The 26,536-nt window shown below is 71.2% G+C and carries 23 protein-coding genes and 2 tRNA genes; 7 read left to right on the top strand and 18 right to left on the bottom strand.

Annotated elements, in window-relative coordinates; all coding sequences use genetic code 11:
• The first annotated feature begins 250 nt into the window (after nucleotides 1-250).
• Entirely contained in the window at nucleotides 251-1,495 is a 1,245-nt protein-coding gene (locus ABD858_RS12075; protein ID WP_425586190.1) for a M6 family metalloprotease domain-containing protein, read from the top strand.
• Between the two features lie 55 nt (nucleotides 1,496-1,550).
• Here the strand turns inward: ABD858_RS12075 and ABD858_RS12070 are convergent.
• From ABD858_RS12070 to ABD858_RS12045, 6 genes are all read right to left on the bottom strand, one after another.
• A tRNA-Lys gene (locus tag ABD858_RS12070) sits at nucleotides 1,551-1,624 on the bottom strand.
• Between the two features lie 70 nt (nucleotides 1,625-1,694).
• A complete protein-coding gene (locus tag ABD858_RS12065; RefSeq protein WP_345036458.1) occupies nucleotides 1,695-2,033 on the bottom strand; it encodes a hypothetical protein in 339 nt (112 codons plus the stop codon).
• 444 nt (nucleotides 2,034-2,477) lie between these two features.
• Nucleotides 2,478-3,815, bottom strand: coding sequence for an AAA domain-containing protein (locus ABD858_RS12060; RefSeq protein WP_345036456.1), 1,338 nt, complete (start codon nucleotides 3,813-3,815; stop codon nucleotides 2,478-2,480).
• A 286-nt stretch (nucleotides 3,816-4,101) separates the two neighbouring features.
• A complete protein-coding gene (locus ABD858_RS12055) occupies nucleotides 4,102-5,709 on the bottom strand; it encodes a hypothetical protein (protein WP_345036452.1) in 1,608 nt (535 codons plus the stop codon).
• On the bottom strand, nucleotides 5,700-6,899 hold the full coding sequence (locus tag ABD858_RS12050) for a hypothetical protein (protein WP_425586189.1): 1,200 nt from the start codon (nucleotides 6,897-6,899) through the stop codon (nucleotides 5,700-5,702). The genes ABD858_RS12055 and ABD858_RS12050 overlap by 10 nt, the downstream gene beginning before the upstream one ends.
• Complete coding sequence (locus ABD858_RS12045) at nucleotides 6,817-7,713, bottom strand: phosphatase PAP2 family protein (protein ID WP_345036450.1); 897 nt, start codon at nucleotides 7,711-7,713, stop codon at nucleotides 6,817-6,819. The genes ABD858_RS12050 and ABD858_RS12045 overlap by 83 nt, the downstream gene beginning before the upstream one ends.
• A gap of 176 nt (nucleotides 7,714-7,889) precedes the next feature.
• On the opposite strand from ABD858_RS12045, the gene ABD858_RS12040 reads away from it, so the two are divergent.
• Entirely contained in the window at nucleotides 7,890-8,489 is a 600-nt protein-coding gene (locus ABD858_RS12040) for a histidine phosphatase family protein (RefSeq protein WP_345036447.1), read from the top strand.
• 372 nt (nucleotides 8,490-8,861) lie between these two features.
• Here the strand turns inward: ABD858_RS12040 and ABD858_RS12035 are convergent, their stop codons facing one another.
• The gene (locus ABD858_RS12035) at nucleotides 8,862-10,202 is read right to left on the bottom strand and encodes an NsdA family TPR-like regulatory protein (protein ID WP_345036445.1); all 1,341 of its coding nucleotides are present in this window, start codon (nucleotides 10,200-10,202) and stop codon (nucleotides 8,862-8,864) included.
• Between the two features lie 296 nt (nucleotides 10,203-10,498).
• On the opposite strand from ABD858_RS12035, the gene ABD858_RS12030 reads away from it, so the two are divergent.
• The gene (locus ABD858_RS12030) at nucleotides 10,499-11,011 is read left to right on the top strand and encodes a hypothetical protein (RefSeq protein WP_345036443.1); all 513 of its coding nucleotides are present in this window, start codon (nucleotides 10,499-10,501) and stop codon (nucleotides 11,009-11,011) included.
• Nucleotides 11,012-11,031: 20 nt separating this feature from the next.
• Nucleotides 11,032-11,898, top strand: coding sequence for a spermidine synthase (locus ABD858_RS12025; protein WP_345036441.1), 867 nt, complete (start codon nucleotides 11,032-11,034; stop codon nucleotides 11,896-11,898).
• Nucleotides 11,899-11,941: 43 nt separating this feature from the next.
• Here the strand turns inward: ABD858_RS12025 and ABD858_RS12020 are convergent, their stop codons facing one another.
• The 4 genes from ABD858_RS12020 to ABD858_RS12005 form a co-directional block, all read right to left on the bottom strand.
• Nucleotides 11,942-12,163: a hypothetical protein gene (locus ABD858_RS12020; protein ID WP_345036439.1), complete on the bottom strand. Its 222-nt coding sequence runs from the start codon at nucleotides 12,161-12,163 to the stop codon at nucleotides 11,942-11,944.
• A gap of 87 nt (nucleotides 12,164-12,250) precedes the next feature.
• Nucleotides 12,251-12,323, bottom strand: a tRNA-His gene (locus tag ABD858_RS12015).
• A gap of 99 nt (nucleotides 12,324-12,422) precedes the next feature.
• Nucleotides 12,423-13,034 carry an oligoribonuclease gene (gene orn / locus ABD858_RS12010; protein WP_345036437.1) on the bottom strand — a complete coding sequence of 204 codons (612 nt, stop codon included), beginning with the start codon at nucleotides 13,032-13,034 and terminating at the stop codon, nucleotides 12,423-12,425.
• 70 nt (nucleotides 13,035-13,104) lie between these two features.
• Entirely contained in the window at nucleotides 13,105-14,307 is a 1,203-nt protein-coding gene (locus tag ABD858_RS12005) for a helix-turn-helix domain-containing protein (RefSeq protein ID WP_345036435.1), read from the bottom strand.
• Between the two features lie 770 nt (nucleotides 14,308-15,077).
• Between ABD858_RS12005 and ABD858_RS12000 the strand changes: the two genes are divergently transcribed.
• Both ABD858_RS12000 and ABD858_RS11995 read left to right on the top strand, forming a co-directional pair.
• Complete coding sequence (locus ABD858_RS12000; protein ID WP_345036433.1) at nucleotides 15,078-15,599, top strand: universal stress protein; 522 nt, start codon at nucleotides 15,078-15,080, stop codon at nucleotides 15,597-15,599.
• Between the two features lie 159 nt (nucleotides 15,600-15,758).
• Nucleotides 15,759-16,328 carry an acetate uptake transporter gene (locus ABD858_RS11995; protein WP_345036431.1) on the top strand — a complete coding sequence of 190 codons (570 nt, stop codon included), beginning with the start codon at nucleotides 15,759-15,761 and terminating at the stop codon, nucleotides 16,326-16,328.
• 286 nt (nucleotides 16,329-16,614) lie between these two features.
• On the opposite strand, the gene glmS is transcribed toward ABD858_RS11995, so the two are convergent.
• The 7 genes from glmS to ABD858_RS11960 form a co-directional block, all read right to left on the bottom strand.
• Nucleotides 16,615-18,432, bottom strand: coding sequence for a glutamine--fructose-6-phosphate transaminase (isomerizing) (gene glmS / locus ABD858_RS11990; RefSeq protein WP_345036429.1), 1,818 nt, complete (start codon nucleotides 18,430-18,432; stop codon nucleotides 16,615-16,617).
• A 35-nt stretch (nucleotides 18,433-18,467) separates the two neighbouring features.
• Nucleotides 18,468-18,746, bottom strand: a complete 279-nt coding sequence (locus tag ABD858_RS11985) for a hypothetical protein (protein ID WP_345036427.1) — start codon at nucleotides 18,744-18,746, stop codon at nucleotides 18,468-18,470.
• An 88-nt stretch (nucleotides 18,747-18,834) separates the two neighbouring features.
• Nucleotides 18,835-19,698 carry a DUF4429 domain-containing protein gene (locus tag ABD858_RS11980; RefSeq protein ID WP_345036424.1) on the bottom strand — a complete coding sequence of 288 codons (864 nt, stop codon included), beginning with the start codon at nucleotides 19,696-19,698 and terminating at the stop codon, nucleotides 18,835-18,837.
• A gap of 321 nt (nucleotides 19,699-20,019) precedes the next feature.
• Complete coding sequence (locus ABD858_RS11975; protein ID WP_345036422.1) at nucleotides 20,020-21,180, bottom strand: acyl-CoA dehydrogenase family protein; 1,161 nt, start codon at nucleotides 21,178-21,180, stop codon at nucleotides 20,020-20,022.
• Nucleotides 21,181-21,185: 5 nt separating this feature from the next.
• Nucleotides 21,186-22,121 (bottom strand): hydroxymethylglutaryl-CoA lyase, encoded by a 936-nt coding sequence (locus tag ABD858_RS11970; protein ID WP_345036420.1) that lies wholly within the window; start codon nucleotides 22,119-22,121, stop codon nucleotides 21,186-21,188.
• Nucleotides 22,118-24,154 carry an acetyl/propionyl/methylcrotonyl-CoA carboxylase subunit alpha gene (locus ABD858_RS11965; RefSeq protein WP_345044459.1) on the bottom strand — a complete coding sequence of 679 codons (2,037 nt, stop codon included), beginning with the start codon at nucleotides 24,152-24,154 and terminating at the stop codon, nucleotides 22,118-22,120. The genes ABD858_RS11970 and ABD858_RS11965 overlap by 4 nt, the downstream gene beginning before the upstream one ends.
• Nucleotides 24,155-24,168: 14 nt before the next feature.
• Nucleotides 24,169-25,785, bottom strand: coding sequence for a carboxyl transferase domain-containing protein (locus ABD858_RS11960; protein ID WP_345036418.1), 1,617 nt, complete (start codon nucleotides 25,783-25,785; stop codon nucleotides 24,169-24,171).
• 109 nt (nucleotides 25,786-25,894) lie between these two features.
• On the opposite strand from ABD858_RS11960, the gene ABD858_RS11955 reads away from it, so the two are divergent.
• Nucleotides 25,895-26,500: an SACE_7040 family transcriptional regulator gene (locus ABD858_RS11955; RefSeq protein WP_345036415.1), complete on the top strand. Its 606-nt coding sequence runs from the start codon at nucleotides 25,895-25,897 to the stop codon at nucleotides 26,498-26,500.
• The last annotated feature ends 36 nt before the right edge of the window (nucleotides 26,501-26,536 follow it).

The raw sequence follows: 26,536 nt of genomic DNA, 5'->3' as shown, positions 1-26,536 counted from the left end.
TGCCGATCATAGAGGCTGGCAGGACGGGCGATCCAGCTTCGACGCCGTGACCATGAGCACGCGACGGCCGAGACCGACCGTTTCTGTGCGGGTATGGCGGGGCGGTTATGGCCGGCGACCGTTTGTGACTTTCCGTGAGGCGCCTGGAATCTCGGGCCGATCACCCACCCGGGGCAGCAAAACAGGACATATCCATACGAGCCACCTCAAGGTGGATGGGATATCCCGCATTCCGTACCCGGAGGTCGACGTGACGCGTCAGCAGCCACCCGGGGGAGTGGAGCAGCGTTCACGCATGCGCAGGACCGCGGCCGCCCTCACCTCTCTCGCGGCGGTCGCCACCACCACCCTCGTCGCCGGCCCCGCCGTGGCGGCCAGAACCGCCGTAGCGTGCGCGCTGCCGCGCACCGAGGCACACCACTCGCTGGGCCTGGACACCTGGAACGCCTCCTACCCGCGCCCCGTGCGCGGTCTCGACGCCGTCATAATCTTCCTCTCGTTCCCCGACTCGCGGCCGACCGTGAGCACCGAGGAACTGGCCGCCGACCACTTCCCGGCGACCTCCGACTTCTTCCGGCGTGCCTCGTACGGAAGATTCGACCTGCGCGTCCATCCGCAGCACGACTGGGTCCGGATGCCGAAGACATCGAAGGCGTACGCCATAAGGCGTGACTGGGTGCCGGACCAGCGCGCCGCCTTTCTCGGCGACGCGATCAAGGCCGCCGACTCCCGGGTGGACTTCTCCAAGTACGACATCGTCTATCTGGTCGCGGACCCCGACGCCCCCGGCGTCGACTCCGACGCGACCAAGGTCGTCAACTTCGACGAGCCGATGCACGCGGACGGCAAGGAGATCAAACGGGTCGTCACCGTCTTCGAGCACCACCCGCCCGACCGTAATGTGCTCGCGCACGAGACCGGACACGTATTCGACCTGCCGGACCTCTACCACCGTCCGGAGGACGGCAAGGGCGACTGGGACACCTATGTCGGCGACTGGGACGTGATGGGAAGCCAGTTCGGGCTCGCCCCGGATCTCTTCGGCTGGCAGAAGTGGAAACTCGGCTGGCTCGGCCCGAGCCAGGTGGTGTGCCTCCAGGGCGGCAGCGACGGCCTGCGCACGCTGGAGCCGCTCTCCGCGGAACTGCGCGGCCGCACCGGCGGACCCCGGCTGATGGTGGTGCGTACCGCTGAGGATCATGCCGTCGCCATCGAGGCACGCAGCGCCACCGGCAACGACGGCACGACCTGCACCGAGGGCATCCTCCTCTACCGGGTGCGCGGAGGCCAGGCCTCGGGCGGGGGGCCCGTCGAAGTGATCGACACCCACCCGCGCACCGAGGCGTGCGGCGGCAGATCCGTCTATCCGCCGCTGGCGGACGCGCCGCTCCAGGTCGGCGAGACCTTCACCGTGCCGGGGGAGCGGATCCGGGTACAGGTGATGGACCGGACGAAGTCGGGGGCCTGGAACGTGAAGGTCACGACCAAGGTGTGAACGCGCCGGGCACGCGAAAAGGCCCCTCGCTCTCGCGAGGGGCCTTTCCCGTCGGTGCGCCGCCAGGGACTCGAACCCCGGACCCGCTGATTAAGAGTCAGCTGCTCTAACCAACTGAGCTAGCGGCGCCTGCTGACGTCGTAGACATTAGCACCCGGATCGACGGCAGGAAAAATCGATACCCGGGGTGACAAGAGGGTCACGGAGTGGAGCTGCGCAGCAGGTCCCGGCCGAACTCGACCATCTTGGCGGTGTAGTCCTCGGTCCACTCGGCCCGGTGCGCGATGTCCGCGGTCGTGAGCCGGTCGAACCGCGCCGGGTCGGCCAGCTGGGCGGCCGCGACCGCCTGGTACTCCATGGCCCGGTCGGTGGCGGCCCGGAACGCCAGCGTCAGCTCGGTGGCGCGGGTCAGCAGCTCCTCGGGGTCCGCGATGGACTCCAGGTCGAAGAAGTGCTCGGGATCGGCGGCCACCTCCGCAGGCTCGAAGAGCAGAGGTGCCGGCCGCAGCCTTCGCTCGCTCCGCTCGGGTTCCGCCATCACTTCTCCTCCTCGCACTTCCACCGGCCCGGCTTCCGGACCACCCACCATTGTCCCGCGCCGCGCAAGTAGGCCTTCGGCGCGCGATGGGCGCTCTCACGGGCGCCAGGTCACCCGGTGTTCGGCCAGATGTGCCAGTACCGCGTGGTTCGCCTCCCAGCCGTCGGGGGCTGTGTTGGCCGGCCGTCCTCGCACTGTTGCGCAGGCTTCGGGCGGCGTGTCGCAGTCCCCGATTCGCCGCTGCCGCGGCGGGCGTCCGGCGTTCGTGGTTCACGGGCGCCAGGTCACCCGGTGTTCGGCCAGATGTGCCAGTACCGCGTGGTTCGCCTCCCAGCCGTCGGGGGCTGTGTTGGCCGGCCGTCCTCGCACTGTTGCGCAGGCTTCGGGCGGCGTGTCGCAGTCCCCGATTCGCCGCTGCCGCGGCGGGCGTCCGGCGTTCGTGGCTCACGGGCGCCAGGTCACCCGGTGTTCGGCCAGATGTGCCAGTACCGCGTGGTTCGCCTCCCAGCCGTCCGGGAACTTGATCGTGACGCCCAGCTGGACCGGTTCCGTCGAAGGGTGTTCGTCCAGCAGGTCGGTCACACCGGCGCGGCACACCACGATGCAGGCGTGCCGGTGGCGTGAGGCGAGCACGCACAGGCGGCCCGTTTCCAGGTGGAACGCCGTTGCGTCCGGCCGCCCCGAGAGGGGGTGGAGCACCACCGTGACGTCGAACTCGCGGCCCTGGAGGCGGTTCGCGGTGTCCACCGACACGCCCGAGACGCCGAGCTCGGCCAGCGCGGCCCGTACCGCGGCCGCCTGATCGCGGTGGGCCGTGCCGACCGCGATCCGGTCGGCGGTCAGCCGTACGGGACCGTCGGCGCGCTCGGAGAGCGTCGCGCCGTCCCGGTCCAGCAGGCGGCGCACGACCAGGGCCACGGCCCGTACCGCCTCCGGGTCCGTACGGGGCGTATGGCGGGCCGGGAGTTCCAGCAGGCCCCAGCCCGACGCGGCGGCCTCGTCCAGCACCCGGTCCGGGCCCGAGCCGTCGGACGGCACGCCGAAGGTGAGCCGCCGGTCGTCTTGGCCCGTACCGCTGCGGAACTTCGTGTACGGATAGAACGCGTCCGAGACGAGCGGCGCCGCAGAGGCGGGCAGCCGCCAGGACACCGGCAGCCGATGCTGGGGGAGGTCCGGGTTGTGCGCCAGCAGCGTGGAGACCGCGCTCGCCGACGGGTCGTACGACAGGCCCGCCCACTGCTCGGCACCCACGGTCGAGAACGGGTCCAGCTGACCCGGGTCGCCCACGAACAGCGCCCGCTCGAACAGCCCCGCCACGGCCAGCAGTGCGTCCGAGCGCATCTGGTACGCCTCGTCCACGATCGCGTGCCGCCACGGCTCGACGCCCTGCACATGGGCCCACTTCGCTGCCGTCGAGATGACCACGTCGAGCCCGGTGAGCTCGGCGGCCTTCGCGGACTTGCGTACGTTCGGCAGGGCGTCGAGCGCCTTGTCGTACGGGTCCGGGTCGTTGCTGTGCAGCCGGCCCACCGGCAGCTCCGAGTCCTTCTCGGCGAGCCGCACCACCAGGTCGTCGACCTGGGCATTGGTCTGCGCCACCACCATCAGCGGCCGCCCGGCGGCGGCCAGCTCCCGTGCCGCGCGCACCACGAGGGTCGACTTGCCGGCGCCCGGCGGTGAGTCGACGACGACACCGCGATGGGACCCATGGAGTGTGTTGTGCAGGATCGCCGCGACCTCGCGGTCGGCCGCCGCGCCGGGGTCGAAGACGCTTTCGTTCACGACGGTCACCGAAGACCTCCGAGGAAGCCCCGGCCTTCACGCCGGGGTGGGCCCATGCGGAGCAGGGCGAGGAATGGGGTTTCGTCCAAAAGGCGCACGACCCCCCGCGTGACTGGGTAGCCTGCATACAGTGCGTTGCGAGAACCAAGCAATGCGCTACCTCCTTGACCTTGTGTCAACCGGGCTGGTTCCAACCCGGTTGGTGTTGATCGCGTAAGACTCGATCGCTTGCTGAGTGGCCGAGCCGCGTGAGCCAGGAATCCCCCCGCTTCAGCTGGGGGAGGGTTCAAAGGAAGTCCTCCGGGGTCACGGGGTCGGGGATGGTCTGCGGATGATCCCCACCCGAGGCACCGATGGACGGGGGACCGCCGTGGGTCCAGGGGGTTTCCTCCGGGTCCGGCAGTTTCGGGCCGCCCCGCTGTTCGTGCTCGAAGAGCGTGAAGCAGACCCGGTCACCGTTCTCCGGCACCGAACCGGGCGACGGCTCCTTGCTCCGGCCCATCCTGTCCAGCAGCCGCAGCACCAGCGCGCCGTCCTCCGCGTAGCCCGCGAACTCCGCCGACTGCGGTTTGCCGTCCAGTGAGCGATATATCTTCGTGCCCTCGCCCAGATGCGGACGGTCGTCCGTGGCGACCGTCACCAGCGGGCGCGGGCTCGGCCGCTTGGACTCGCTGTACGCCATGACCACCTCGGTCACCTCACCGGCGAAGGCCTCGCCGGACAGCCGGCGTCCCGCCATGACCAGGGGGTCGTCCAGCGCTTCCTGCGCCTCCAGTTGGGCCTGCGCGGTCTCGCGCGCGGCGAGCTTCTGGGCCGCGGTCACCGCGTCGTCGATCCGGGGCTGGGGCGGCTCCCCGGCCCGTACCCGGTCGCGGTGGCCGGTGAAGGACCAGCGGTCGCGGGTCCAGCGGTCGGCGACCCTGGCCCCCTCCGGCAGCTCCCGGACCAGGTCGATTCCCTGCCAGACGGCGTCCCAGGCGGGCCGCATGCAGTCCTCCAGCAGGGCGCGGATCCGGGCTTCCGCCGAGGTCAGGCCGGCCAGCAGCCGGTCCGCCACGAGGCCGTCCTCCGCGGCGGCGAGAGCGCCGCGCGCTCGGTCGTACCGCTCGACCGCGGGCGCCAGCAGCTTGTTGTCGAACGCCGGGTCGGTCGCCGGGCCGGCCGGCGGGCACAGCAGCTGCCCCTCCGCGTCCCGCGCCAGCTCCGCGCGGAGTGCCGCCTCCGCGCCCGAACCGCCGGCCGGCGGGTCGATCCAGGCGAGCAGCGCACCCAGGTGCTGGTTCTCCAGGCCGGACTGCCCGGTCGCCCAGTGCCGGTTCAGCAGATCGGTCACGGCGAGCAGCAGCGAGGATCCGGGCACCCGGGCCCGCTCGCCGTAGTGCGTCAGCCAGCGCCCGAGCAGCGGGACCCGCGGGGGCGCGGGGTAGGGCGTGTCGGGGTCCTGCTCGACGGTACGCCGGAACCGCATCGAACGGCCCAGCAGCCGTAGGAAGTCGACACCCGCCCGGCTCGGCACGATCAGCTGCGGGGCGTCCGCGCAGAGCTCGACCTCCACCTTGACCTTCTTGCCGGTCTCCGGATCGGTCTCGGAACGCTCGGCGGCCTCGACCACGTCGGCGTACCCGTCGAGGTACGGCAGCACGATGTCGGCCAGCTCGGCGAGGAACGCGAACCGCAGATCGCGGTCGCGCGGCTGCGGCACGACCAGCAGTCGCGGCGCGTCCCGGTCGGTCCCGACCAGTGCCCCGAGCGGCGCCCCGGCCTCACCGGCGGTGGTGAGCGGCACCAGGACGAGCGGCGCGTCGGACACATGCCGATGCCGCACGGTGGCGGTGGCCTGCGCCCGCCCGGCCCGTACGGCCTCCAGCTGCGCGAGGGTGTGCATCAGTGACATGCGGCGCCCTCCGCGTCCGGCGTCCGCCCGGAGTGGCACCCGAGGGCTTCCGCGCGCAGCGCCGCCGCGCGGCGCAGCGCGGCGACCGTGGGATCCGCGGGGTCGCCGGTGACGCCGTGCGCCGCGGACAGCACCGCGTCGACCGTGGTGAGGCCGCCCAGTTCCGCGCGGGCGCCGCGGCCGAGCGGGTCGACGGAGTCCGCCGCGCGGGCATGCTCCCGGCAGTGGAAGGCCAGTTCGCACGTGGCCAGACACTCCGGCGCGTACGCAGCCGGAAGGGACGCGACCGCGGCCGTCAGCTCCTCTGCGGGCAGTCCGGGGTCGAAGCAGATGCCCTCGGGCAGCTCCGCGGCGATCTCCTCGACGCGGGTGAGCCGGGTCAGCTGGCGACGGGTGACGGACAACTGCTTGCGTACGTCGACGACGGAGGCCGTCGGCAGATTGGAGAAGTCCTTCGGGCAGACCAGCAGCACGTCATGGGCCACCCTCGCCCCCTCCACCAGCGCCGCGACCCGCTCCAGCGCCAGCACGTACACCGCGGCCTGGCGGGCCGCGGCACCCACCTTCGCCGGGTCCGCCGAACGGTCGATCATCGGGAAGGACTTGATCTCGACGACGGCCCAGCGCCCGTCGGGCCGCACGACCACCGCGTCCGGCTCCAGATACGCGGGGGAGCCGGCCACCTCGAGTGCCAGCATCGGATGGTCCAGCAGCGTCCACGCCCCGCCGGCCGTCGCGGCCTTCGTCGCCTCGCGCAGCGCCAGTGCCGTCCGCGCCGCACGGCCTTCGGGGCCGGCCGCGGACAGGTCGGGGAGGTGCGCCCCGCCGGGCTCGGGTGCAGGGAGGCCGCCGCCCATGCGCTCGTACACCAGCCGCAGCAGGTCCGCCCCGCCGTCCGCCTTGACCCGCGCCTCGAAGGCGTTGCCGCGCATGAAGGCGAACTGTGACTGGCCGAAGGCGCCGGGCGAGCCGATCGCCTTCGCCAGCACGGCCTTGTTCACTCCGGCCCCGTCCAGGAGGGCGCGGCGGCGGCAGCCGGGGTTGGAGGCCAGCGCGGCCAGCGCACGGGCGTCCAGCGGATGCGGGGCGACGGCGGGGCCGCGCAGCTCAGCGAGATGCTGCCGGAGTGCCGTCTCCCGCTCCGGTTGACGGGGTGTCGGCAGGGTGCCGCTGACCGGGTATTCGCTCACCCGCGGAAGTCTTGCATCCGGCACTGACAATCGGGGACGCGACGGGGGATCCGCCCCACCCGAAGCGGGCCCGCACCCGGTCCGCCGGCCGCATCGCGGGCCCGGTCAGCAGCAGCCCGAGGCCCATGACCGCGACGCCCGCGACAGCGTCCAGGAGGTAGTGGTTGGCGGTGCCCATCACCACGAACGTGGTGGTCAGCGGGTAGGCGATGCCCACGGCCCGGGTCAGCGGGGCGCGGCCGTAGCGCCACAGCATCACCCCGCACCACAGGGCCCAGCCGACATGCAGACTCGGCATCGCCGCGTACTGGTTGGTCATCCCGCCGAGTCCGCGCGGGGCGCTGGCCTCACCACCCCACCAGCCGTACGCGCTGTACTGGGCCATCGTGTCCACGAAGCCGTGGCCCGCGTCGAGCAACCGGGGCGGGCAGGTCGGCATGAGGGTGAAGCCGACCAGGCCGAGGAGGGTGGAGGTCATCAGCCAGGTGCGGGCGGCGCGGTACCGGAGCGGGCGGCGCCGGAACAGCCAGACCAGGATCGCCGGGGTCACCAGGTAGTGGAGGGAGGCGTAGGCGAAGTCGGCGGGTATGCCGAGGGCGGGGGTGCCGGTGAGTAAACGGTTGAGCGGGAGCTCGATGTCGATGTGCAGGAACTTCTCGATCCGCAGTATCGCCAGGCCGTTGTCGACCGCGGTGGTCACGTCCCCGCGCGCGAGAAGCCTGCAGCCCGTGTAGGCGGCGTAGACCAGGGCGATGAGCGGGAGCTCCGTCCACCAGCGGCGGGCCGAATGCGGCACGGTGGTGATATGGGGCATCCGAGGCTCTCCTCCCTTTTTGTGGGGTTCGCCCACCCGGTAACCGTACGGTGTACGTGTACGCCGTCCAATGGCACCCCTTGATGAGGAAGGGACGCGAGGATCCATGCGAGGGTTGCCATGATGGTGGGGTGATCAGCTGATCGACACCCCTCTTGCTCGACAGGGAGACGCACATGGCACCGCGCATCCTGATGGCCCGGCACGGACAGACCGAGTGGGCGCTGGCCGGCCGGCACACCGGCAGGACGGATGTCCCGCTCCTCGACGAGGGACGCCGGGGTGCGAAGCTCCTGGGAGAGCGGCTGCACCGGGCTCCGTGGGACGGACTGCCGCACGCCGAGGTCCGTACAAGCCCGCTGGCGCGCTCGTGGGAGACCTGCGGGCTGGCCGGTTTCGGCGAGCGGGCGGAGCACTGGGACGCGCTGATGGAGTTCGACTACGGCGCGTACGAGGGGCTGACCCAGGCCGAGATCAAGGCGGAACGGGGGCCGGACTGGGTCATCTGGCGCGACGGCGTACGGGACGGGGAGACGCTGGCCGAGCTGTCCGCCCGCGCGGACGAGGTGGTGGCGTGGACGCGCGAGGCCGACCGCGACGTGCTGGTCTTCTCGCACGGCCACATGCTTCGCGCGGTCGCCGCGCGCTGGCTCGGGGAGGAGGTGTCGTTCGGCGCCCGCATCCTGCTGGCGCCGGCCTCACTGTCGGTGCTCGGCTGGCAGTACGGAGCCCCGGCGATCGCCCGCTGGAACGACACCGGTCACCTGGACGGCTGAGGCCGGTCAGCGGGCCGGGCCGCCGGCACTTCGCGTCGGCACGTTCGAGCCTGTGCGGCACTTCGCGTCGGCACGTTCGAGCCTGTGCGGCACTTCGCGTCGGCCACGTTCGAGCCTGTGCGGCGCTTCGCGTCGGCACGTTCGAGCCTGTGCGGCACTTCGCGTCGGCCACGTTCGAGCCTGTCCGGCACTTCGCGTCGGCACGTTCGAGCCTGTCCGGCACTTCGCGTCGGCCACGTTCGAGCCTGTCCGGCACTTCGCGTCGGCACGTTCGAGCCTGTCCGGCACTTCGCGTCGGCAGCCCGTCCCGCGCTCGAGGACGGACACACCGGTCGACCCGACGGTGCGCGTCGCCCCCGGCCGGGCGGGTCCCTATGCGCGGCGCTGCGTCGCGGCGTGGCGTTCCAGGAAGGACGACACGCCCGCGGCGCGGCGGTGCGGAAGCAGCACCCGGACCGTGTCCGAGAGCATCGCCCGGATGCGCGACGACTGGACCTCGCCCAGCAGGTCCATGACCTGGTGCCCCGCCGCCGCGGCCTCGTCGGGGACGCCCGCCCGGGCGAGGTCGCCCGCGAGTTCCGCGCGGTAGAGGGCGAGGTTGCGGGCGAACAGGGGACTCTGGAGGGCCGCCGCGCGCCTGGCATGGCGGGCTGCGTGCGACCAGTCGCCGAGCGTGGCGCGGCACTGCGCCTCCAGCAGTTCCAGCTCGGCCTCGGCGAAGAAGCTCATCCACTCCGGGTCCGCGTCGCGCGTCCCGTGCGCGAACAGGGTCTTGGCCCGGCTCAGGGCCGCCTCGCAGGCGGCGCGGTCGCCGAGGCCGGCCCAGCCGCCGGCCTCGCGCAGGGTGAGCAGGGCCGGCAGCCGGGACGAGCCGATGTGCTGCGCGGCACGGATACCGGCCTGGGCCGCGCGTACCGCCTCGCGTGGTCGGCGCATGTCCCGGGCCAGGAAGGACGTGTTGCAGAAGGCGTGCGCCTCCAGGGCAGGGTCGCCCGCCATCCGGGCGGTGGCCAGCGCTTCCGCGTAGTGCGAGCGTGCGTCGTTGTAGCGGCCCGAGTCATGGGCCAGCCAGCCCACGGAGATCGCGAGTTCGCCGACCCCGGCATGCAGCCGGTCGGAGGTGGCCTGGCGAGCCGTGTTCGCGTCGAGCAGCATATACGCGGTGCGGAGCGGCTGGGCGGCCCGCTGGTAGAGGCTGTCGGCGCCGTGCCGGTCGTCGAGCAGCCGGATCTGGCGTACGGCCTCCGCGACGGCGTTCACCTCCGACTCCCCGGCCCGTCGTACGGGCCCGGGGCCGAGCCCGAGGGAGACGGCCGCCACCGTGGCGGAACCGCTGGTCATGAATGCGCGACGCAGCACGTCGCTCTCCTCGTTCTTCTGGATCGTGAGGTGGGGCGCCTCCGGCGGGGGCGCGCCCACCGCCGCACGCGCCCCGCGGCCGCGTACCGTCTCGCGTGCCGAGAAGCCCAGGTCCGTCAGGGTCAGGCCGGGAAACATGTGCAGGAAGACCCGCTCGTACGCGTAATTGGGGCAGCGGATCTCGCCTGCCTCCACACGTCCGATGTACCGGGCGTCGCAGGCGACCTGTTCGCCGATCTCGCGTGCGGCCCTGCGGACCGCGGCCGCGAACTCGCCGGGTGAACGCTGTCCCCGCAGCATCCGGAAGACCTGGTTGGGCTCCGCCTGTCGGTGTTGCGTGGGTGACGAGGCCATGGCCAACCCTCTCTGGCGGCTGGTGCTGCCGGTGCGTGCGATGCTCCGGCGGGGCACGAAGGTACCGGCTGTGACCGGGTGCTCACGCGACGTTTGACGGCAAACCGGATATCTCACCCGCGATCTGCCATGAACTGCCATCCTTTACGGCGGTGCGCCGCCGTGCCCGTTGACGTCCGGCAGCGTTGAACCTTGCGAACACCCCCCACTCGGAGGGCCTCCAACTGCTGGTTTGCGAGGGTGATTTGGGATGCGTACGGTTCTGCTGAGGAACGGTTGCACTGTGGGAGGCCGGCGTGGACGTTAGCCCTGCGCCCTCGCGGACCTCCAGCCGGCACACCCCCAGCCCGGATCACAGCGAACCGCCGGAGGTTCCCTGTGACCTGGTCACCGTCCCCGCCCGCCAGGGCCTGGAAGCGGTCGACATCATCCGCCGCAGTGCCGGACCGGACATCGGACCCGTACTGCACGACCGCAGCTGTGACACGCTCGGCTTCGTGGTGCCGTCGGGCACCGCTGCCGCATGGGACGTGCCCGGCAGCGCCTGCATCCGTACCGACGGGCGTGGACTGCGCATCCCCGTCGGTGAGGCCGTCGACGTGGAACCGACGTCCCCCGAGCTCTCGGCTTCACCCCCGCTCCCGGCTCCGCTCGAGCGGTGGGACCCCCATGAGCAGTGGGGGCCCCCGCCCGGCAGCGGCTGGCTGCTGCCGCCCGGCGACGACGTGCCGGTGACCGACCCCGCCGTGCTGCGGGCCGCACTGGACGAGGCGGCCCGCCTGATCGAGGCCGCCGACAACTGCCGCTGATCGCCGCCGATAATGAAAGCGTGGCGAAGAACAGCAGGCGGCGCGGGCGTACGGCCCAGGAGACCGTCGTCGAGCGGGTGGACGGCGGGCTCGCCGAGCTGATACCCGACCGGGACCGGCCGCGCGGCTGGACGCTGCTGATCGACGGTGCCCCGCAGTCCCATGTGGACCTCGACGACCCCGCCCTGCTCACCTTCGAGTACCAGCGCCGCCTCGGCCATGTCGCCGACCTCGCCGCCCCGCCCCGGCAGCCCCTGAACGCCGTCCACCTCGGCGGCGGGGCCTTCACCCTGGCCCGCTACATCGCCGCCACCCGCCCCCGCTCCACCCAGCAGATCGTCGAGGTGGACGCCGGACTGGTCCAGTTCGTGCGCCGCGAACTGCCGCTGGAGTCAGGCGCCCGCATACGCGTCCGGACCGCCGACGCCCGCGCCGGGCTCGCGAAGATCCCGGACGGCTGGGCGGATCTGGTCATCGCGGACGTCTTCAGCGGCGCCCGTACCCCGGCTCATCTGACGTCCGCGGAGTTCCTCGCCGACGTCCGCCGAGTCCTCGCGCCCGGCGGCTGGTACACGGCCAACCTCGCCGACGGCCCGCCGCTGACCCATCTGCGCCGCCAGATCGTCACCGCGGGCACGGTGTTCCCCGAGCTCGCCCTGGTCGCCGACCCCACCGTGCTGCGCGGCCGCCGCTTCGGCAACGCGGTCCTGCTCGGCTCGGCCCGTGCTCTGCCGGTCGCCGAACTGACCCGCCTGGTCGCCGGCGACCCGCACCCCGGTCGCGTCGAACACGGCCGAGCCCTCGCCGACTTCACCGGCGGCGCGGCCCCGGTCACGGACGCGGACGCCAAGGCATCGCCGGCGCCACCGTCTTCGGTCTTCGAGTAGGGTCAACTCCGGCCGCCGGCACGTCTGTTCCGGGGATTTCGCCTCACCCGCCCCACCCGTCACGCTCCTTGTCGCAGCGGGTGTCGGTATCCCGTACGAGCATCGGCACGGCTGCGGAGGCGCTGCGCGAGGTTGCCCAGTGGTCCTCCATGGGGTTGTCGGGCTCGGGGACCAGGCGCATGAGCCGGCCAGGGCGGTGGTGGGCCTCCCGGGCGGCCTTCGCGTAGTGCCGCTCACCCCCGAGGTTCGGTGGGGCCCTTCTCAAGATCCCGGGTGGCCGCCGGTGTGGCCATGGGAGAGCCAAAAGAGGCCGCTGTCCTGCTTTCCGCAGGTCAGCGGCCTCTCAGAGGAGGGTGAGTGACGGGACTCGAACCCGCGGCATCCTGGACCACAACCAGGTGCTCTACCAACTGAGCTACACCCACCACGACCGGTCTTTTCGGTTTCCCTGACCGGCCGAGAAAAAGTGTACATGGTCGGAGGGGGTGCTCGCTCCCGCCTTTCGGGTGGCCCGTCCGGGCGGGCTACTCCGCGGGTCCCGCGGGCAGGACGTGGCGGGCCGCGATCGCCTTGGCGGTGTCCGAGTCGGGGCCGGGCTGCGGCACGAAGACGGCCTCGCGGTAGTAGCGCAGCTCCGCGATGGACTCACGGATGTCGGCGAGCGCGCGATGGTTGCCACTCTTCTGCGGGGCGTTGAAGTACGCCCGCGGGTACCAGCGGCGGGCCAGCTCCTTCACCGAGGAGACATCCACGATCCGGTAGTGGAGCCAGTCCTCGAGCGTCGGCATGTCGCGCGCCAGGAAGCCACGGTCGGTGGAGACCGAGTTTCCGCAGAGCGGGGCCTTGCCGGGCTCCTTCACATGCTCCCGTACGTAGGCCAGGACCTGCTCCTCGGCGTCGGCGAGAGTGGTGCCGGAGGCCAGCTCGTCGAGGAGACCGGAGGTGGTGTGCATCTGGCGCACCACCTCGGGCATGGTCTCGAGTGCGGCGTCCGGCGGGCGGATCACGATGTCCACCCCTTCACCGAGCACGTTCAGCTCCGAGTCGGTGACCAGCGCGGCCACCTCGATGAGTGCGTCGTCCGTCAGCGAGAGCCCGGTCATCTCGCAGTCGATCCACACCATGCGATCGTTCATGCGTCCCACCTTAGGGGGTGGCTGCCCGGCCCGGCCGAACACGAGTCCGGCCGGGCCGGGCCACCCCTTCTCACAGCGCGGTTCGCTGGCCGGGCAGCGCCGGGTGCGCCGGGGCGTAGTCGTCGGAGACGGGCTTGCCCGGCTCCACGGGCGCGGAGGCGGTGGAGGATCCGGCCGGGGTGCTCGCGGCCGCGGTACGCCGCGGCTGCGCGGTGCCCTGCGTCGGGACCGCGTCGATGACCGCCGGGACCTCCGACTGCGGCCTGCGGGCCCGGTACGCGGCCCGGTAGGCGGCCGGGGACGAGCCGAGCTGGCGCCGGAAGTGACCGCGCAGCGCCACCGGGGAGCGGAAGCCGCAGCGGCCCGCGACCTCGTCCACGGAATAGTCCGAGGTCTCCAGCAGCCGCTGTGCCTGGAGCACCCGCTGGGTGATCAGCCACTGCAGCGGAGCGCTCCCGGTGAGCGAGCGGAACCTCCGGTCGAAGGTGCGGCGGCTCATGTACGCGCGCGCGGCCAGCGTCTCCACGTCGAACTGCTCGTGGAGATGCTCCAGCGCCCAGGCCACCACCTCGGCCAGTGGATCCGAGCCGATCTCCTCCGGTAAAGACCTGTCCAGATAGCGTTCCTGCCCACCGCTGCGGCGCGGCGGTACGACCAGCCGGCGGGCCAGCGCCCCGGCGGCCTCGGGACCGTGGTCCATACGCACGATGTGCAGGCAGAGGTCGATTCCGGCGGCGGTGCCGGCCGAGGTCAGGACGTCGCCGTCGTCGACGAAGAGCTCACGCGGGTCGACATGGACCGACGGGTACCGCTTGGCCAGCGTCGGCGCGTACATCCAGTGCGTGGTCGCCGGGCGGCCGTCCAGCAGCCCGGCCGCGGCCAGTACGAAGGCGCCGGTGCACAGGCCGACGATGCGCGCGCCCTCCTCATGGGCGCGGCGCAGTGCGTCGAGTGCCTCCGGGGGCGGGGGTGAGGTGATCGACCGCCAGGCGGGCACGACCACGGTGCCCGCTCGGCCGATGGCGTCCAGACCGTACGGGGCGGTGAGTTCGAGTCCGCCGGTCGTGCGCAGCGGTCCATCCTCGCCGGCGCAGACCAGCAGCCGGTAGCGGGGGACGCCTGCGTCCTGCCGGTCGATACCGAAAACGGAGAGCGGGATGGAGCTCTCGAAGATGGGGCCGCCGCTGAACAGCATGACGGCGACAACCTCCCGGCGGCGGCGCCCGGAGAGCTTCCGTGCCGCCTCGGGTGCGACAGCGGAATCCTGGCTCATGGCTCTAAGCCCCCCTCGGTGTGCGCGGCGCCCCGTTCCTGTCGGGCCTTTCGCTCCTGCACGTTTCCCCTCGGTCCAGCACGGGTCCCCAGCCTTCGATACTCATGATCGAATCTACTGCGTCCCGTGGTGCCGGCGTGACAAGTTCGGCATCCGGCGTTAAATCGACAAGACAACTTGGCGCGAAGCATTCGATCAGGAAGCGTTCCACTCACGCGGCCCGCAGGGAAGTGCGTCTCGCGCTGATGGCCCGTACCCGTATGGTGCAAGCCTTTGCGACGGTCCTTTCATCCCTGGTGGCAGTAGGGTTGGCAGGCCATTCCGCCAAGCTTTGGGTCATGTGGTGAAGTTGGCTGAAAATATATGTGCGCGGATGTGCGAAACCGTCATCCTTTCGGCGTGCGTCCGGCGCGCCGAGGTGGCATTCGGCAGGCCGTGGTCACGGCGCCGGGCCGGCGATGCGGTCACGGAGTGCTCTTCCGGGCGGTGACGGGGTGATGATTTCGTGCCGACGGCGAATGTGCCGGGCGGTCACGGTCCGTATGTGCCGCATTCCGGTCCGCGAGGGAAGCTGTATGGGGCAGGCGCCATTGCCATATCCCCGCGGGCTCGGGCATGCTCCGGAGAACGCCGCACGGCCCGGTCAGGCCCTGGGCAGCAGAGGAGTGTCGCCGTACCCTTGAGGGTATGGGGTTGGGAAGATGTTTCCCGGACACAGCTCCGATGCCAACTGTCGTCCCTCCCAAGAGGATCTGAACGCCGAGACACCGATGGCCGGTCACGAATTCCCCGAACCCGCGGACCGCAAGCGGCTCGCCGACCCCACGTCGGACCCTCTCGCGGCGGAAGAGGCACGCCCTTCCTGCGATCCCGCCTTCCGGCACGGTGTCGTCGTCGGCTTCGACGGCTCGACCTCCAGTGAGCGCGCGCTCGCGTACGCGATCGGCATGGCCAGGCGGTCCGGCTCCGGCCTGATCATCGTGCACGTCGCCAACCGGCTGCCCACCACCGTGTGGGCGGGCTGCGAGCCGCCGGTCTTCGTCGATGTGCCGGACCACCGCACCGAGGTGCTCGGCCTCGAGCTCGCCTGCGCCGACTACCTCGCCGAGGTCCCGTGGATCCTGGTCGAGCGGGGCGGCGACATCTGTCACGAACTGGAAGAGGTCGGGCGGGAGTACGCCGCCGACGCGATCGTGGTGGGCTCGACGCACGGCATCGTCGGTCGGATCTTCGGCTCGGTCGCGGGGCGGCTCGCGAAGCGAGCACAGCGCCCCGTCGTCGTCATCCCGTAGCCATTCCGTAATCCTGCCTTTCACACAGGTGAGGCGGCGTCAACTCGCGTCCTGTCAAAGGAAATCTACCCATCCGTAGGGGTGAATTGTGCCCTTGTGAAGGGTACATAAGGGTGGCTGGGAAGCAGCACAACAGAACATGCATGAAGGGAGCCCGCCGTGGACAAGGATGTCTCTGCGGGAAGCACCACTTCCACTCTCGGTCACCTGGCACTCGGACTGACGCTGCTGGCGTTCGGCATCGGCACGACCGGTGTGATCGACGGCGTCAGCGCGTCCGACTCCATGTCGATCGCCCTCTTCGTCGGCGGTATAGCGCTGTTCGTCGCAGGCCTCTTCGCCTTCCGCGGCGACGACGCCTTCAACGGCACCGCGTTCACGGGGCTCGGGGCGTTCTGGTTCACCTGGGCGAGCGCGGCCGACGCCAAGGTGTCCGCGAACGCGGTCGGACTCTTCCTGCTCCTGTGGGCCCTGCTCGCGCTCAGCCTGGCCCTCGGGGCCGCGGACAGCGGAATGCTGACCAGGGGCACGTACGGGCTGCTGTTCGTCTCGTTGCTGCTGCTCGGCATAGCGGCGTTCGCGGACAGCAGCGGGCTCGCCAAGGTCGGCGGCTGGGTCGCCGCGGTCGCGGGCGCCGCGGCCTGGTACGGGGCGACGGCGTCGCTGGCCAAGTGGCCCACGGCGCTTCCCGGACGCGCTGCCGGCCGGGGAGTGACGGCCACCGGCTGAGGCCCCGCCGGGCCTCCGGGCAGCCGCACGCCGGCGTTCCGGGCGGCGCCGGCAGGTGAAAGAGGGCGGTCCCCGCGTGCAGATGGCACACGCGGGGACCGGCCCCCCTTTGCGGCTGAACCGCCGCCGCTCTCGCGCAGGTGGTTGCTGTACGTGGGGGTTGCTTCCCCCTTTGCGCCTGAACCGGCGCCGCTCTCGCTTTGCGCCTGAACCGCCGCCGCTCTCGCGGAGGTGGTTCAGGTGCGTAGGGGTTGCTCAATCATCGCTTCCGTGGTGGTGGGTAGGACTACTCCACCGTCACCGACTTCGCGAGGTTGCGCGGCTTGTCGATGTCCCGGCCGAGGGCCAGCGCCGTGTGGTACGCGAAGAGCTGGAGCGGGATGCCCATCAGGATCGGGTCCAGCTCGTCCTCGTTCTTCGGGACGACGATCGTGTGGTCGGCCTTCTCCTGCTCCTGGTGCGCCACCGCGAGGATCTTGCCGCTACGGGCCTTGATCTCCTCCAGTGCCGCGCGGTTCTTCTCCAGCAGGTCGTCGTCCGGGACGATCGCGACCGTCGGCATCGCGGGCTCGATGAGGGCCAGCGGACCGTGCTTCAGCTCGGACGCCGGGTAGGCCTCGGCGTGGATGTAGCTGATCTCCTTCAGCTTGAGGGAGGCCTCCAGCGCCACCGGGTAACCACGCACCCGGCCGATGAACATCATCGACTTGGCGTCGGCGTACTCGTCCGCCAGCTGCTTGATCTGCGGCTCCAGCTTCAGGATCTCGTCGATCTGCTCCGGCAGCCTGCGCAGACCCTCGATGAGCCGCTTGCCGTCGGCCACCGACAGGTCACGGATACGGCCCAGGTGCAGCGCGAGCAGCGCGAAGGCGACCACCGTGTTGGTGAAGCACTTGGTGGAGACGACACAGACCTCGGGGCCGGCGTGGACGTACACACCGCCGTCGGCCTCGCGGGCGATCGCCGAGCCGACGACATTGACGACACCGAGGACGCGGGCGCCCTTGCGCTTGAGCTCCTGCACGGCGGCGAGCACGTCATAGGTCTCACCGGACTGGGAGACCGCGAGGTACAGGGTGTCCGGGTCCACGACCGGGTTGCGGTAGCGGAACTCGGAGGCCGGCTCGGCGTCCGCGGGGATCCGGGCCAGGCTCTCGATCAGCCCGGCGCCGATCATGCCGGCGTGGTACGAGGTGCCGCAGCCGAGGATCTTCACACGGCGGATGCCGCGGGCCTCGCGCGGGTCCAGGTTGAGGCCGCCCAGGTGAACGGTGGAGAACCGGTCGTCGATGCGGCCGCGCAGCACGCGGTCCACGGCCTCGGCCTGCTCGGAGATCTCCTTGTGCATGTACGTGTCGTGGCCGCCCATGTCGTACGACTCGGCCTCCCACTCCACGGTGGTCGGCGTGGCGGTCGTACGGGAGCCCTCGGTGGTGTACGTGCGGAAGTCGTCCGCCTTCAGGGTCGCCATCTCGCCGTCGTCGAGGGTGACGATCTGACGGGTGTGCGACACCAGGGCCGCCACGTCGGAGGCGACGAACATCTCCTTCTCGCCGATGCCCAGCACGACCGGGGAGCCGTTGCGGGCGACGACGATCCGGTCGGAGAAGTCGGCGTGCATGACGGCGATGCCGTACGTGCCCTCGACGACGCGCAGCGCCTCGCGGACCTTCTCCTCCAGCGTCTCTGCCTGGGAGCGGGAGATCAGGTGGACCAGCACCTCGGTGTCGGTCTCGGAGAGGAACTCCACACCGTCGGCGGTCAGCTTGGCGCGCAGCTCGGAGGCGTTGTCGATGATGCCGTTGTGGACGACGGCGACCCTGCCCTCGGCGTCCAGGTGCGGGTGCGCGTTGACGTCGCTCGGGGCGCCGTGGGTGGCCCAGCGGGTGTGGGCGATACCGGTGGTGCCGGCGAACCGCTTGGGGACACGGGCCTCCAGGTCGCGGACCCGGCCCTTGGCCTTGACCATCTTCAGGCCGGCGGCCTTGGGGCTCGTCACGACGATGCCCGCGGAGTCGTAACCGCGGTACTCCAGTCGCTGCAGGCCCTCCAGAAGCAGCGGCGCTACATCGCGCTTGCCGATGTATCCGACGATTCCGCACATGGTGTGTCTTCCCCTCCGGGTTCGTGGGTGTGTGCTCAGCCGTAGACGATGCGGCGCAGCTGCCTGAGCGAGAGCTCCGGTGGCGCGACCGCGCGATGCGGCATCTCGGCGGCGATCCGCTCGAAGATCTCCGCGTTCGCCAGGCCCGCGGACTGCAGTTCACGGTGACGGCGGCGGACGAATACCTCGGTCGTCTCGTCGAAGTACGCCAGCACGTCCAGCACCACCCGGGCGGCTTCACCGCGCTGGAGCGCGGTGCTGCGCACCAGGTGGTCGATGAGGTCCTCGTGGGACGAAGGGCGGCGTTCGAGCACCCGTAGATACTGAGGGGTACCCGGGTCCTTACGCAAGAATCCTGCCCGATATCGGGCAGGACCCGTCAAGTTCACGCTTATGCCGCGCTTACATGCGCTTCAGGACGGCCTGCTTGGCGGTGCTGAACTCGTCGTCCGTGAGGATTCCGGCCCGGTGCAGCTCGCCGAGCTCCCGCAGCCTGCGAAGCAGTACATCGTGATCGTCGGCGGGCGGCCCGGCCGGGGGCGGGACGGCCTCCTCGGGGGCGGGCGCGGCGGGGTGCGGCATACGGGCCACCACGGCCGCCGCCACCAGCGCCATCAGAGGGTCCTTCTTGAATCCCCACAGCTCCACCGCGTGCGGGTCGTACTTCGGCGGGGCCTTGGTCACGGCCTTCGCCACGACGAACCGCAGGTAGCCGTTCTCCAGCCCGACGGCCGGCTGGAACTCCACGGCCGACACATCCCCCAGCTCGATGGTGCGCGTCCCGGTGGACGCCTTGGACTCCTCGGCCTTCCAGTTCCACTCCAGCCGGATCCGGTCCCCGTCGAACGACACGGTGGCGTCACCCGCGCTCGCCGTTACCGGCAGCGCGGGCCCGGACAGCAGATAGCGGTCGGCGCCGACGGTGGGCACCTGGTCCAGCAGCAGAGCGTTGCGCACCTCGTCGACGAAGTACTCGGCGACCCCGGTACGGTCCGGCTCCACCGTCAGCCGGTAGGGGTCGGAGGCGTCGTCCAGCCTGCCGCCGGTCACCTGGAGCAGAGGGTCGGCCCCGTCGCGCAGTCGCAGGCGCAGCCGGCCGGACTTGCGGCCCGGTTCGAAGGCGATACCGGCCAGCGCCCGCAGCGGCACGGCGATCTCGCCGAGCGTCCTGCGCAGCAGGCCGACGCCCTTGTCGGAGCCGGGCACGATCCGCACCACGTCCCCGTCGAAAGCCCATGTGCCGTCTTTCTGGATGATCTCCGCCATGACGGGGATTGTCCCATCGCGGGGCCGGGCAAGTGGTCTACACCTTGCGGCCGGCCGCGCAGGGGCCGCGGACGCCGGCGCTCGGCATCGACTACGTACCGCTCGCCACTGGTGCCCTGGCCCGCGGCGGAGTGAGATGACGGCGGCGCCGGTGCCCACGAGGGTTCCCGGCGCCCGCCGCGTGTTCGGTACTGCCCGGCGGCGCGGAACGGGCGGCCGGTCAGGAAAGCACAGCCGCGGTGTTCAGGATCAGCCCGTACGGGTGTGCCACGGTCCCGCACACCCGGTGAGGGTGTGCGGGACCGAGTCGTCCCGCCCGGTTCAGCCGGTCAGGCCCAGCTCCCTCGCGATCAGCATCCGCTGGACCTCACTGGTGCCCTCGCCGATCTCGAGGATCTTGGAGTCGCGCCACATCCGGGCCACCGGGTACTCGTTCATGAAGCCGTAGCCGCCGTGGATCTGCGTGGCGTCACGGGCGTTGTCCACCGCGACCGTCGAGGTGTAGAGCTTGGCGAGCGCCGCCTCCTTCTTGAACGGCTCCCCGTGGACCAGCCGGGACGCCGCGTCCCGCCAGGCGACACGGGACATATGGGCCCGCAGCTCCATGTCCGCCAGCTTGAACTGGATGGCCTGGTTGTCGCCGATCGGCCGGCCGAAGGCGTGGCGCGTCTTCGCGTACGCCACGGACTCGTCGACGCAGCCCTGGGCGAGGCCCGTGGCGAGTGCGGAGATGGCGATACGGCCCTCGTCGAGGATCCGCAGGAACTGCGCGTACCCACGGCCCTCCTCGCCCAGCAGATTGGCGGCCGGCACACGCACGTCCTGGAACGACAGCTCGCGGGTGTCCGAGGCGTTCCAGCCCACTTTGGAGTAGGGCGCCGCGACCGTGAAGCCGGGGGTGCCGGACGGCACGATGATCGAGGAGATCAGCGGCGAGCCGTCCGCCTTGCGGCCGGTGACCGCGGTGACCGTGACCAGGCCCGTGATGTCCGTACCGGAGTTGGTGATGAAGCACTTGGTGCCATTGATCACCCACTCGTCGCCGTCCCGCACGGCCGTGGTCTTCGTGCCGCCCGCGTCCGAACCGCAGTCCGGCTCGGTCAGGCCGAACGCGCCGAGTATTTCGCCCGAGCAGAGCTTGGGCAGCCACTCCCGCTTCTGCTCCTCGGTGCCGAAGCGGTAGACGGGCATCGCGCCGAGCGAGACCCCCGCCTCGAGGGTGATCGCGACGGACGAGTCGACCCGGGCGAGCTCCTCCAGGGCGATGCCGAGGGCGAGATAGTCGCCGCCCATGCCGCCGTACTCCTCGGGGAAGGGCAGCCCGAACAGGCCCATCTGCCCCATCTGGCGGACGATTTCGTACGGGAACTCATGGCGCTCGTAGTAGTCACCGATCTTGGGCGCGACGACGTCGTGCGCGAACTCCTCGACGGTGCGGCGCAGTTCCTCGTGCTCTTCGGAGAGCCTGTGGTCCAGGGACATGGGGGTCACTCCTTGTGGGAGAGGGCACGGACGGTACGGGAGGGGCTGGGGCGGCCCAGCTGTTCGGCCATCCACACGCTGGTGGCGGTGAGTCTGCCGAGGTCGACCCCGGTTTCGATGCCGAGGCCGTGGAGCATCCACACGAGGTCTTCGGTGGCGAGGTTTCCGGTGGCGCTCTTCGCGTACGGGCAGCCGCCGAGGCCGCCGGCCGAGGAGTCCACGGTGGTCACGCCGTGCTGGAGCGCGGCGAGGGTGTTGGCGAGGGCCTGCCCATAGGTGTCGTGGAAGTGCACACCGATGGTGTTCGTGTGCACGCCCGCTTCATTGAGGGTGGAGAGCAGCTCCTGTACATGCCCGGGGGTCGCCACGCCGATCGTGTCGCCCAGGCTCAGCTCGGCGCAGCCCATGTCGGCGAGGGCCTTGGTGACCCGTACCACCTGGTGGACCGGGACCGGGCCCTCCCAGGGGTCGCCGAAGCACATCGACAGATACCCGCGGACATGCAGCCCCTCGGCCCGGGCCCTGGTGACCACCGGCTCGAACATGGCCAGGGCCTCGTCGACGGTGCGGTTGAGGTTGGCCTTGGCGAAGGACTCCGTGGCGCTCGCGAAGACCGCCACTTCCTTCGCTCCCAGGGCGAGAGCACGGTCCAGGCCACGCTCGTTCGGCACGAGGACGGGGAGCCGGGCGCCGACTCCGTCGAGCATCGGGAACAGCTGCTCGGCATCGGCCAGCTGGGGCACCCACTTGGGGTGGACGAAGCTGGTCGCCTCCACGGTGCTCAGCCCCGCGTCGGCGAGGCGGCGGATGAACTCGGCCTTCACCTCGGTCGGGACGACCGTCTTCTCGTTCTGCAGCCCGTCGCGGGCGCCGACCTCGTAGATCCGCACCCGGGCCGGCAGCCCCGGCGCGGGCACCGACATGGGCAGTCCCTCGATCATCCCTCGTCCTCCTCGTGCGGGGTCACGACGGCCAGTACCTGGTCCATGGCGACCGTGGTGCCGGGGGTGACGTCGAGCTCGGCGACGGTGCCGGCGTGCGGTGCGGAGATGACGTGCTCCATCTTCATCGCCTCCACGACGAGCAGGCTCTGGCCGGCGACGACTTCGTCCCCGACGGCCACCTTGACGACGGTGACGGTGCCGGGCATGGGCGCGGCGAGCGTGTCGGCCCCGCCGTGCCGTCCGGCACCGCGGAGGGCTTCCTCGACGGGGTCGTACACCTGGACGTGCCAGGCGTCCCCGTCCCGGCCGAGCCACATGCCTTCCGGGGCGGGTGTGTGGTGGAAGGTGTGCGTGACGCCCTCGAGCTCGACCGTGACGGTGTTGCCGTTCTCCGTATGGCCGGCCGGGGTTTCCGTCCTCAGTCGTCGCACCGGCTTGACCTGTGTGCCGCCCACCAGAAGTTCGTTGCCGCGCACCCGGACCTCGACCGGGTCGTTGCCCGGGACGCGGAAGTGGTGCACGGTCCAGGCCGCCTCGCCGCCGAGGCGCCAGCCGCTCGGCGTCGAGAAGGGGTCCGCCCAGCCCGACGCGGACCCGGGCTCCAGCGCCGCCTGGCGCAGCAGCGCCGCCGCCGCGTAGACCTCCGCCGGGACCTCGCGGTCCACCAGGCCGTCCACCGCGCGCTCCACCAGGCCGGTGTCCAGGTCGCCGGAGACGACGTCCGGGTGGGCCAGGAGGCGACGGACGAAGCCGGCGTTGGTCTGGACGCCCAGGGTGACCGTGTCCGCCAGGGCCGCGCGCAGCTTGCGCAGGGCGGTGGGGCGGTCGGGGCCGTGGACGATGACCTTCGACAGCATCGGGTCGTACAGGCTGCCGACCTCGGTGTTCTCGGCGAGACCGGAGTCCGTGCGGACGCCGTCTCCCCGCGGCTCGCGCAGGGAGAGGATCGTGCCGCCGGACGGCAGAAATCCGCGCGAGGGGTCCTCGGCGCAGATGCGGGCCTCGATCGCATGACCGGTGAGGGAGATGTCGTCCTGGGCGAACGCCAGCTGCTCGCCCGCGGCCACCTTCAGCTGCCACTCCACCAGGTCCAGGCCGTCCCCCGCGATCAATACAGCCAGCTCCGTCACCGGGTGCTCCACCTGGAGCCGGGTGTTCATCTCCATGAAGTAGTACGACGACGGGTCGCCGCCCGGGACGATGAACTCGACCGTGCCCGCGCCCCGGTAGCCGCAGGAGCGGGCCGCCTGGACCGCTGCCTCGCCCATGGAGGCGCGCGTCGCCTCGTCGAGGAGGACCGACGGGGCCTCCTCGACGATCTTCTGGTGGCGACGCTGGAGCGAGCATTCGCGTTCGCCGAGGTGGACGACATTGCCGTGGCCGTCCGCCAGGACCTGGATCTCGATATGGCGGGGGCGGTCGATCCAGCGCTCCACCAGCAGCGTGTCGTCGCCGAAGGAGGCCCGTGCCTCGCGCCGGGCCGCGGCGATCTCGTCGGTGAGCAGGGACTCGTCGCGGACCAGGCGCATGCCCTTGCCGCCGCCGCCCGCGGAGGGCTTCAGCAGCACCGGCATGCCGATCTCCCGTGCGGCCGCGGCGAGTTCCCCGTCGGTCAGGCCGCTGCCGGAGGAGCCGGGGACGACCGGGACACCGGCCGCCTTCACCGTCTCCTTGGCGCGGATCTTGTCGCCCATGAGGGAGATGGACTCGGCGGAGGGGCCGATGAAGACCAGGCCCGCCTCCGCGCAGGCCTGCGCGAACGCGGCGTTCTCGGCGAGGAAGCCATAGCCGGGGTGGACGGCCTGCGCGCCGGTGCGACGGGCCGCGTCCAGCAGCCGCTCGATGGAGAGGTAGCTCTCGGCCGCCGGGGCGGGGCCGATCCGGACGGCCGTGTCGGCGGCCCGAACATGTGGGGCGTCGGCGTCCGCGTCGCTGAAGACGGCGACGGAGCGCACGCCCAGCTCCCGGAGCGTACGGATGACACGGACCGCGATTTCGCCTCGGTTGGCGACAAGGACAGTGGAGAACATCGTCATGGTCCGTCTCACATCCGGAAGACGCCGAAGGCGGGGTCGGTCAGCGGGGCGTTGGCGCAGGCCGTGAGCGCGAGGCCCAGCACCTGCCGGGTCTCCATGGGATCGATCACGCCGTCGTCCCACAGCCGGGCGGTGGCGTAGTAAGCATTCCCCTGCTGTTCGTACTGTGCGCGGATCGGTGCCTTGAAGGCATCCTCCTCCGCCGCCGGCCATTCCTCGCCGCGCGCCTCCAGCTGATCGCGCTTCACCGTGGCCAGTACGGAAGCGGCCTGCTCGCCGCCCATCACGGAGATCTTGGCGTTGGGCCACATCCACAGGAAGCGCGGTGAATAGGCGCGTCCGCACATGGAGTAGTTGCCCGCGCCGTACGAACCGCCGATGACCACGGTCAGCTTGGGCACCCGGGTGCAGGCCACGGCCGTCACCATCTTGGCGCCGTGCTTGGCGATGCCGCCCGCTTCGTAGTCACGGCCGACCATGAAGCCGGAGATGTTCTGCAGGAACAGCAGCGGGATGCCGCGCTGGTCGCACAGCTCGATGAAGTGCGCGCCCTTCTGGGCGGACTCGGAGAAGAGGATGCCGTTGTTGGCGACGATGCCGACCGGGTGGCCGTGGATCCGGGCGAAGCCGGTGACCAGGGTCGTCCCGAACTCCGCCTTGAACTCGGCGAAACGGGAGCCGTCGACGATCCGGGAGATGACCTCACGCACGTCGTAGGGAGTGCGGGAGTCGACCGGAACCGCGCCGTAGAGCCCGGCGGGGTCGACCTTGGGCTCCTCGGCCGGTTCCACCGCCCAGGGCAGCGGGCCGCGCTGCGGCAGCGTCGCGACGATGTTCCGCACGATCCGCAGGGCGTGCGCGTCGTCCTCCGCGAGGTGGTCGGTGACACCGGACGTACGGGAGTGGACCTCGCCTCCGCCCAGCTCCTCGGCCGTCACGACCTCGCCGGTCGCGGCCTTCACCAGCGGCGGGCCGCCCAGGAAGATCGTGCCCTGATTGCGCACGATCACGGCCTCGTCGCTCATGGCCGGGACATAGGCGCCGCCCGCCGTGCAGGAGCCGAGGACCGCCGCGATCTGCGGGATGCCGGCGCCGGACATCCGGGCCTGGTTGTAGAAGATCCGCCCGAAGTGCTCGCGGTCCGGGAAGACCTCGTCCTGCATGGGCAGGAAGGCGCCGCCGGAGTCGACGAGATAGACGCACGGAAGACGGTTCTCCAGCGCCACTTCCTGGGCGCGGAGATGCTTCTTGACCGTCATGGGGTAGTAGGTGCCGCCCTTGACGGTGGCGTCATTGGCGACCACGACGACCTCGCGGCCGCTGACCCTGCCGATTCCGGCGATGACGCCGGCGGCCGGTGCGGCGCCGCCGTACATCCCCTCGGCCGCGAGCGGAGCCAGCTCCAGGAACGGCGAACCGGGGTCCAGGAGCGTGTCCACCCGGTCGCGCGGCAGCAGTTTGCCGCGCGCGGTGTGCTTCTCGCGGGCCCGTTCGCCGCCGCCGAGCCGGGCGGCGGTGAGGCGGGAGCGCAGCTCCTCGGCGAGCTCATGGTGCGCCGCCTCGTTGGTCCGCCATGCCGCGGAGGCGGGATCTGCCGCGCTCGCCAGCACGGGTGCCTGCTGCATCGTGTCGAGCCCCCTTGCCCGTACTTTGCCCGTACGACTGAAGTTAATGAGCGTTAACGCATCTCCTTCAGGTTAACGATCGCTAACCGCCCTGTCTAGAATCGTTGCCATGAGCACCAGGACCGACGCCCCGACCCGTCGCGAGCAGATCCTCAAGGAGGCCGCCCGCCTCTTTGCCGAGCGCGGCTTCCACGGTGTCGGTGTGGACGAGATAGGGGCGGCCGTAGGCATCAGCGGACCCGGCCTCTACCGCCACTTCGCGGGCAAGGACGCGATGCTCGCCGAACTGCTCGTCGGGATCAGCGGCAGGCTGCTCACCGGCGGAAAGCAGCGGGTCGCCGAGGCCGCGGGTGAGCCGGAGGCGGTGCTGTCCTCCCTCATCGACGGGCACATCGACTTCGCGCTCGACGACCGTTCGCTGATCACTCTGCACGACCGGGAGCTCGACCGGTTGCGCGACAGCGACCGCAAGCTGGTGCGGCAGCTCCAGCGGCAGTACGTCGAACTGTGGGTCGAGACCGTCGTCGCCATCCACCCCGAGGTGCCGGAGGCGCAGGCCAGAGCCGCCGTGCACGCGGTCTTCGGGCTGCTGAACTCCACGCCGCACCTCGGCTCCTACGGCAGCGGCCTGCCCGGACGCGCCGCCACCGAGGAGCTGCTGCGCCGGCTGGCCCACGGCGCCTTCGCGGCGCTGGCGGACGGCTCGACGGCGTGACCCCGTATGCGGGGCCCACAGTGCGAAACGGTTCGT

The organism is Streptomyces sannanensis (assembly GCF_039536205.1).
In the GTDB taxonomy this organism is placed as follows: Bacteria; Actinomycetota; Actinomycetes; order Streptomycetales; family Streptomycetaceae; genus Streptomyces; species Streptomyces sannanensis.
The sequence above is the reverse complement of the archived record's forward strand: the minus strand, read 5'-3'. Positions and strand labels throughout refer to the sequence as shown.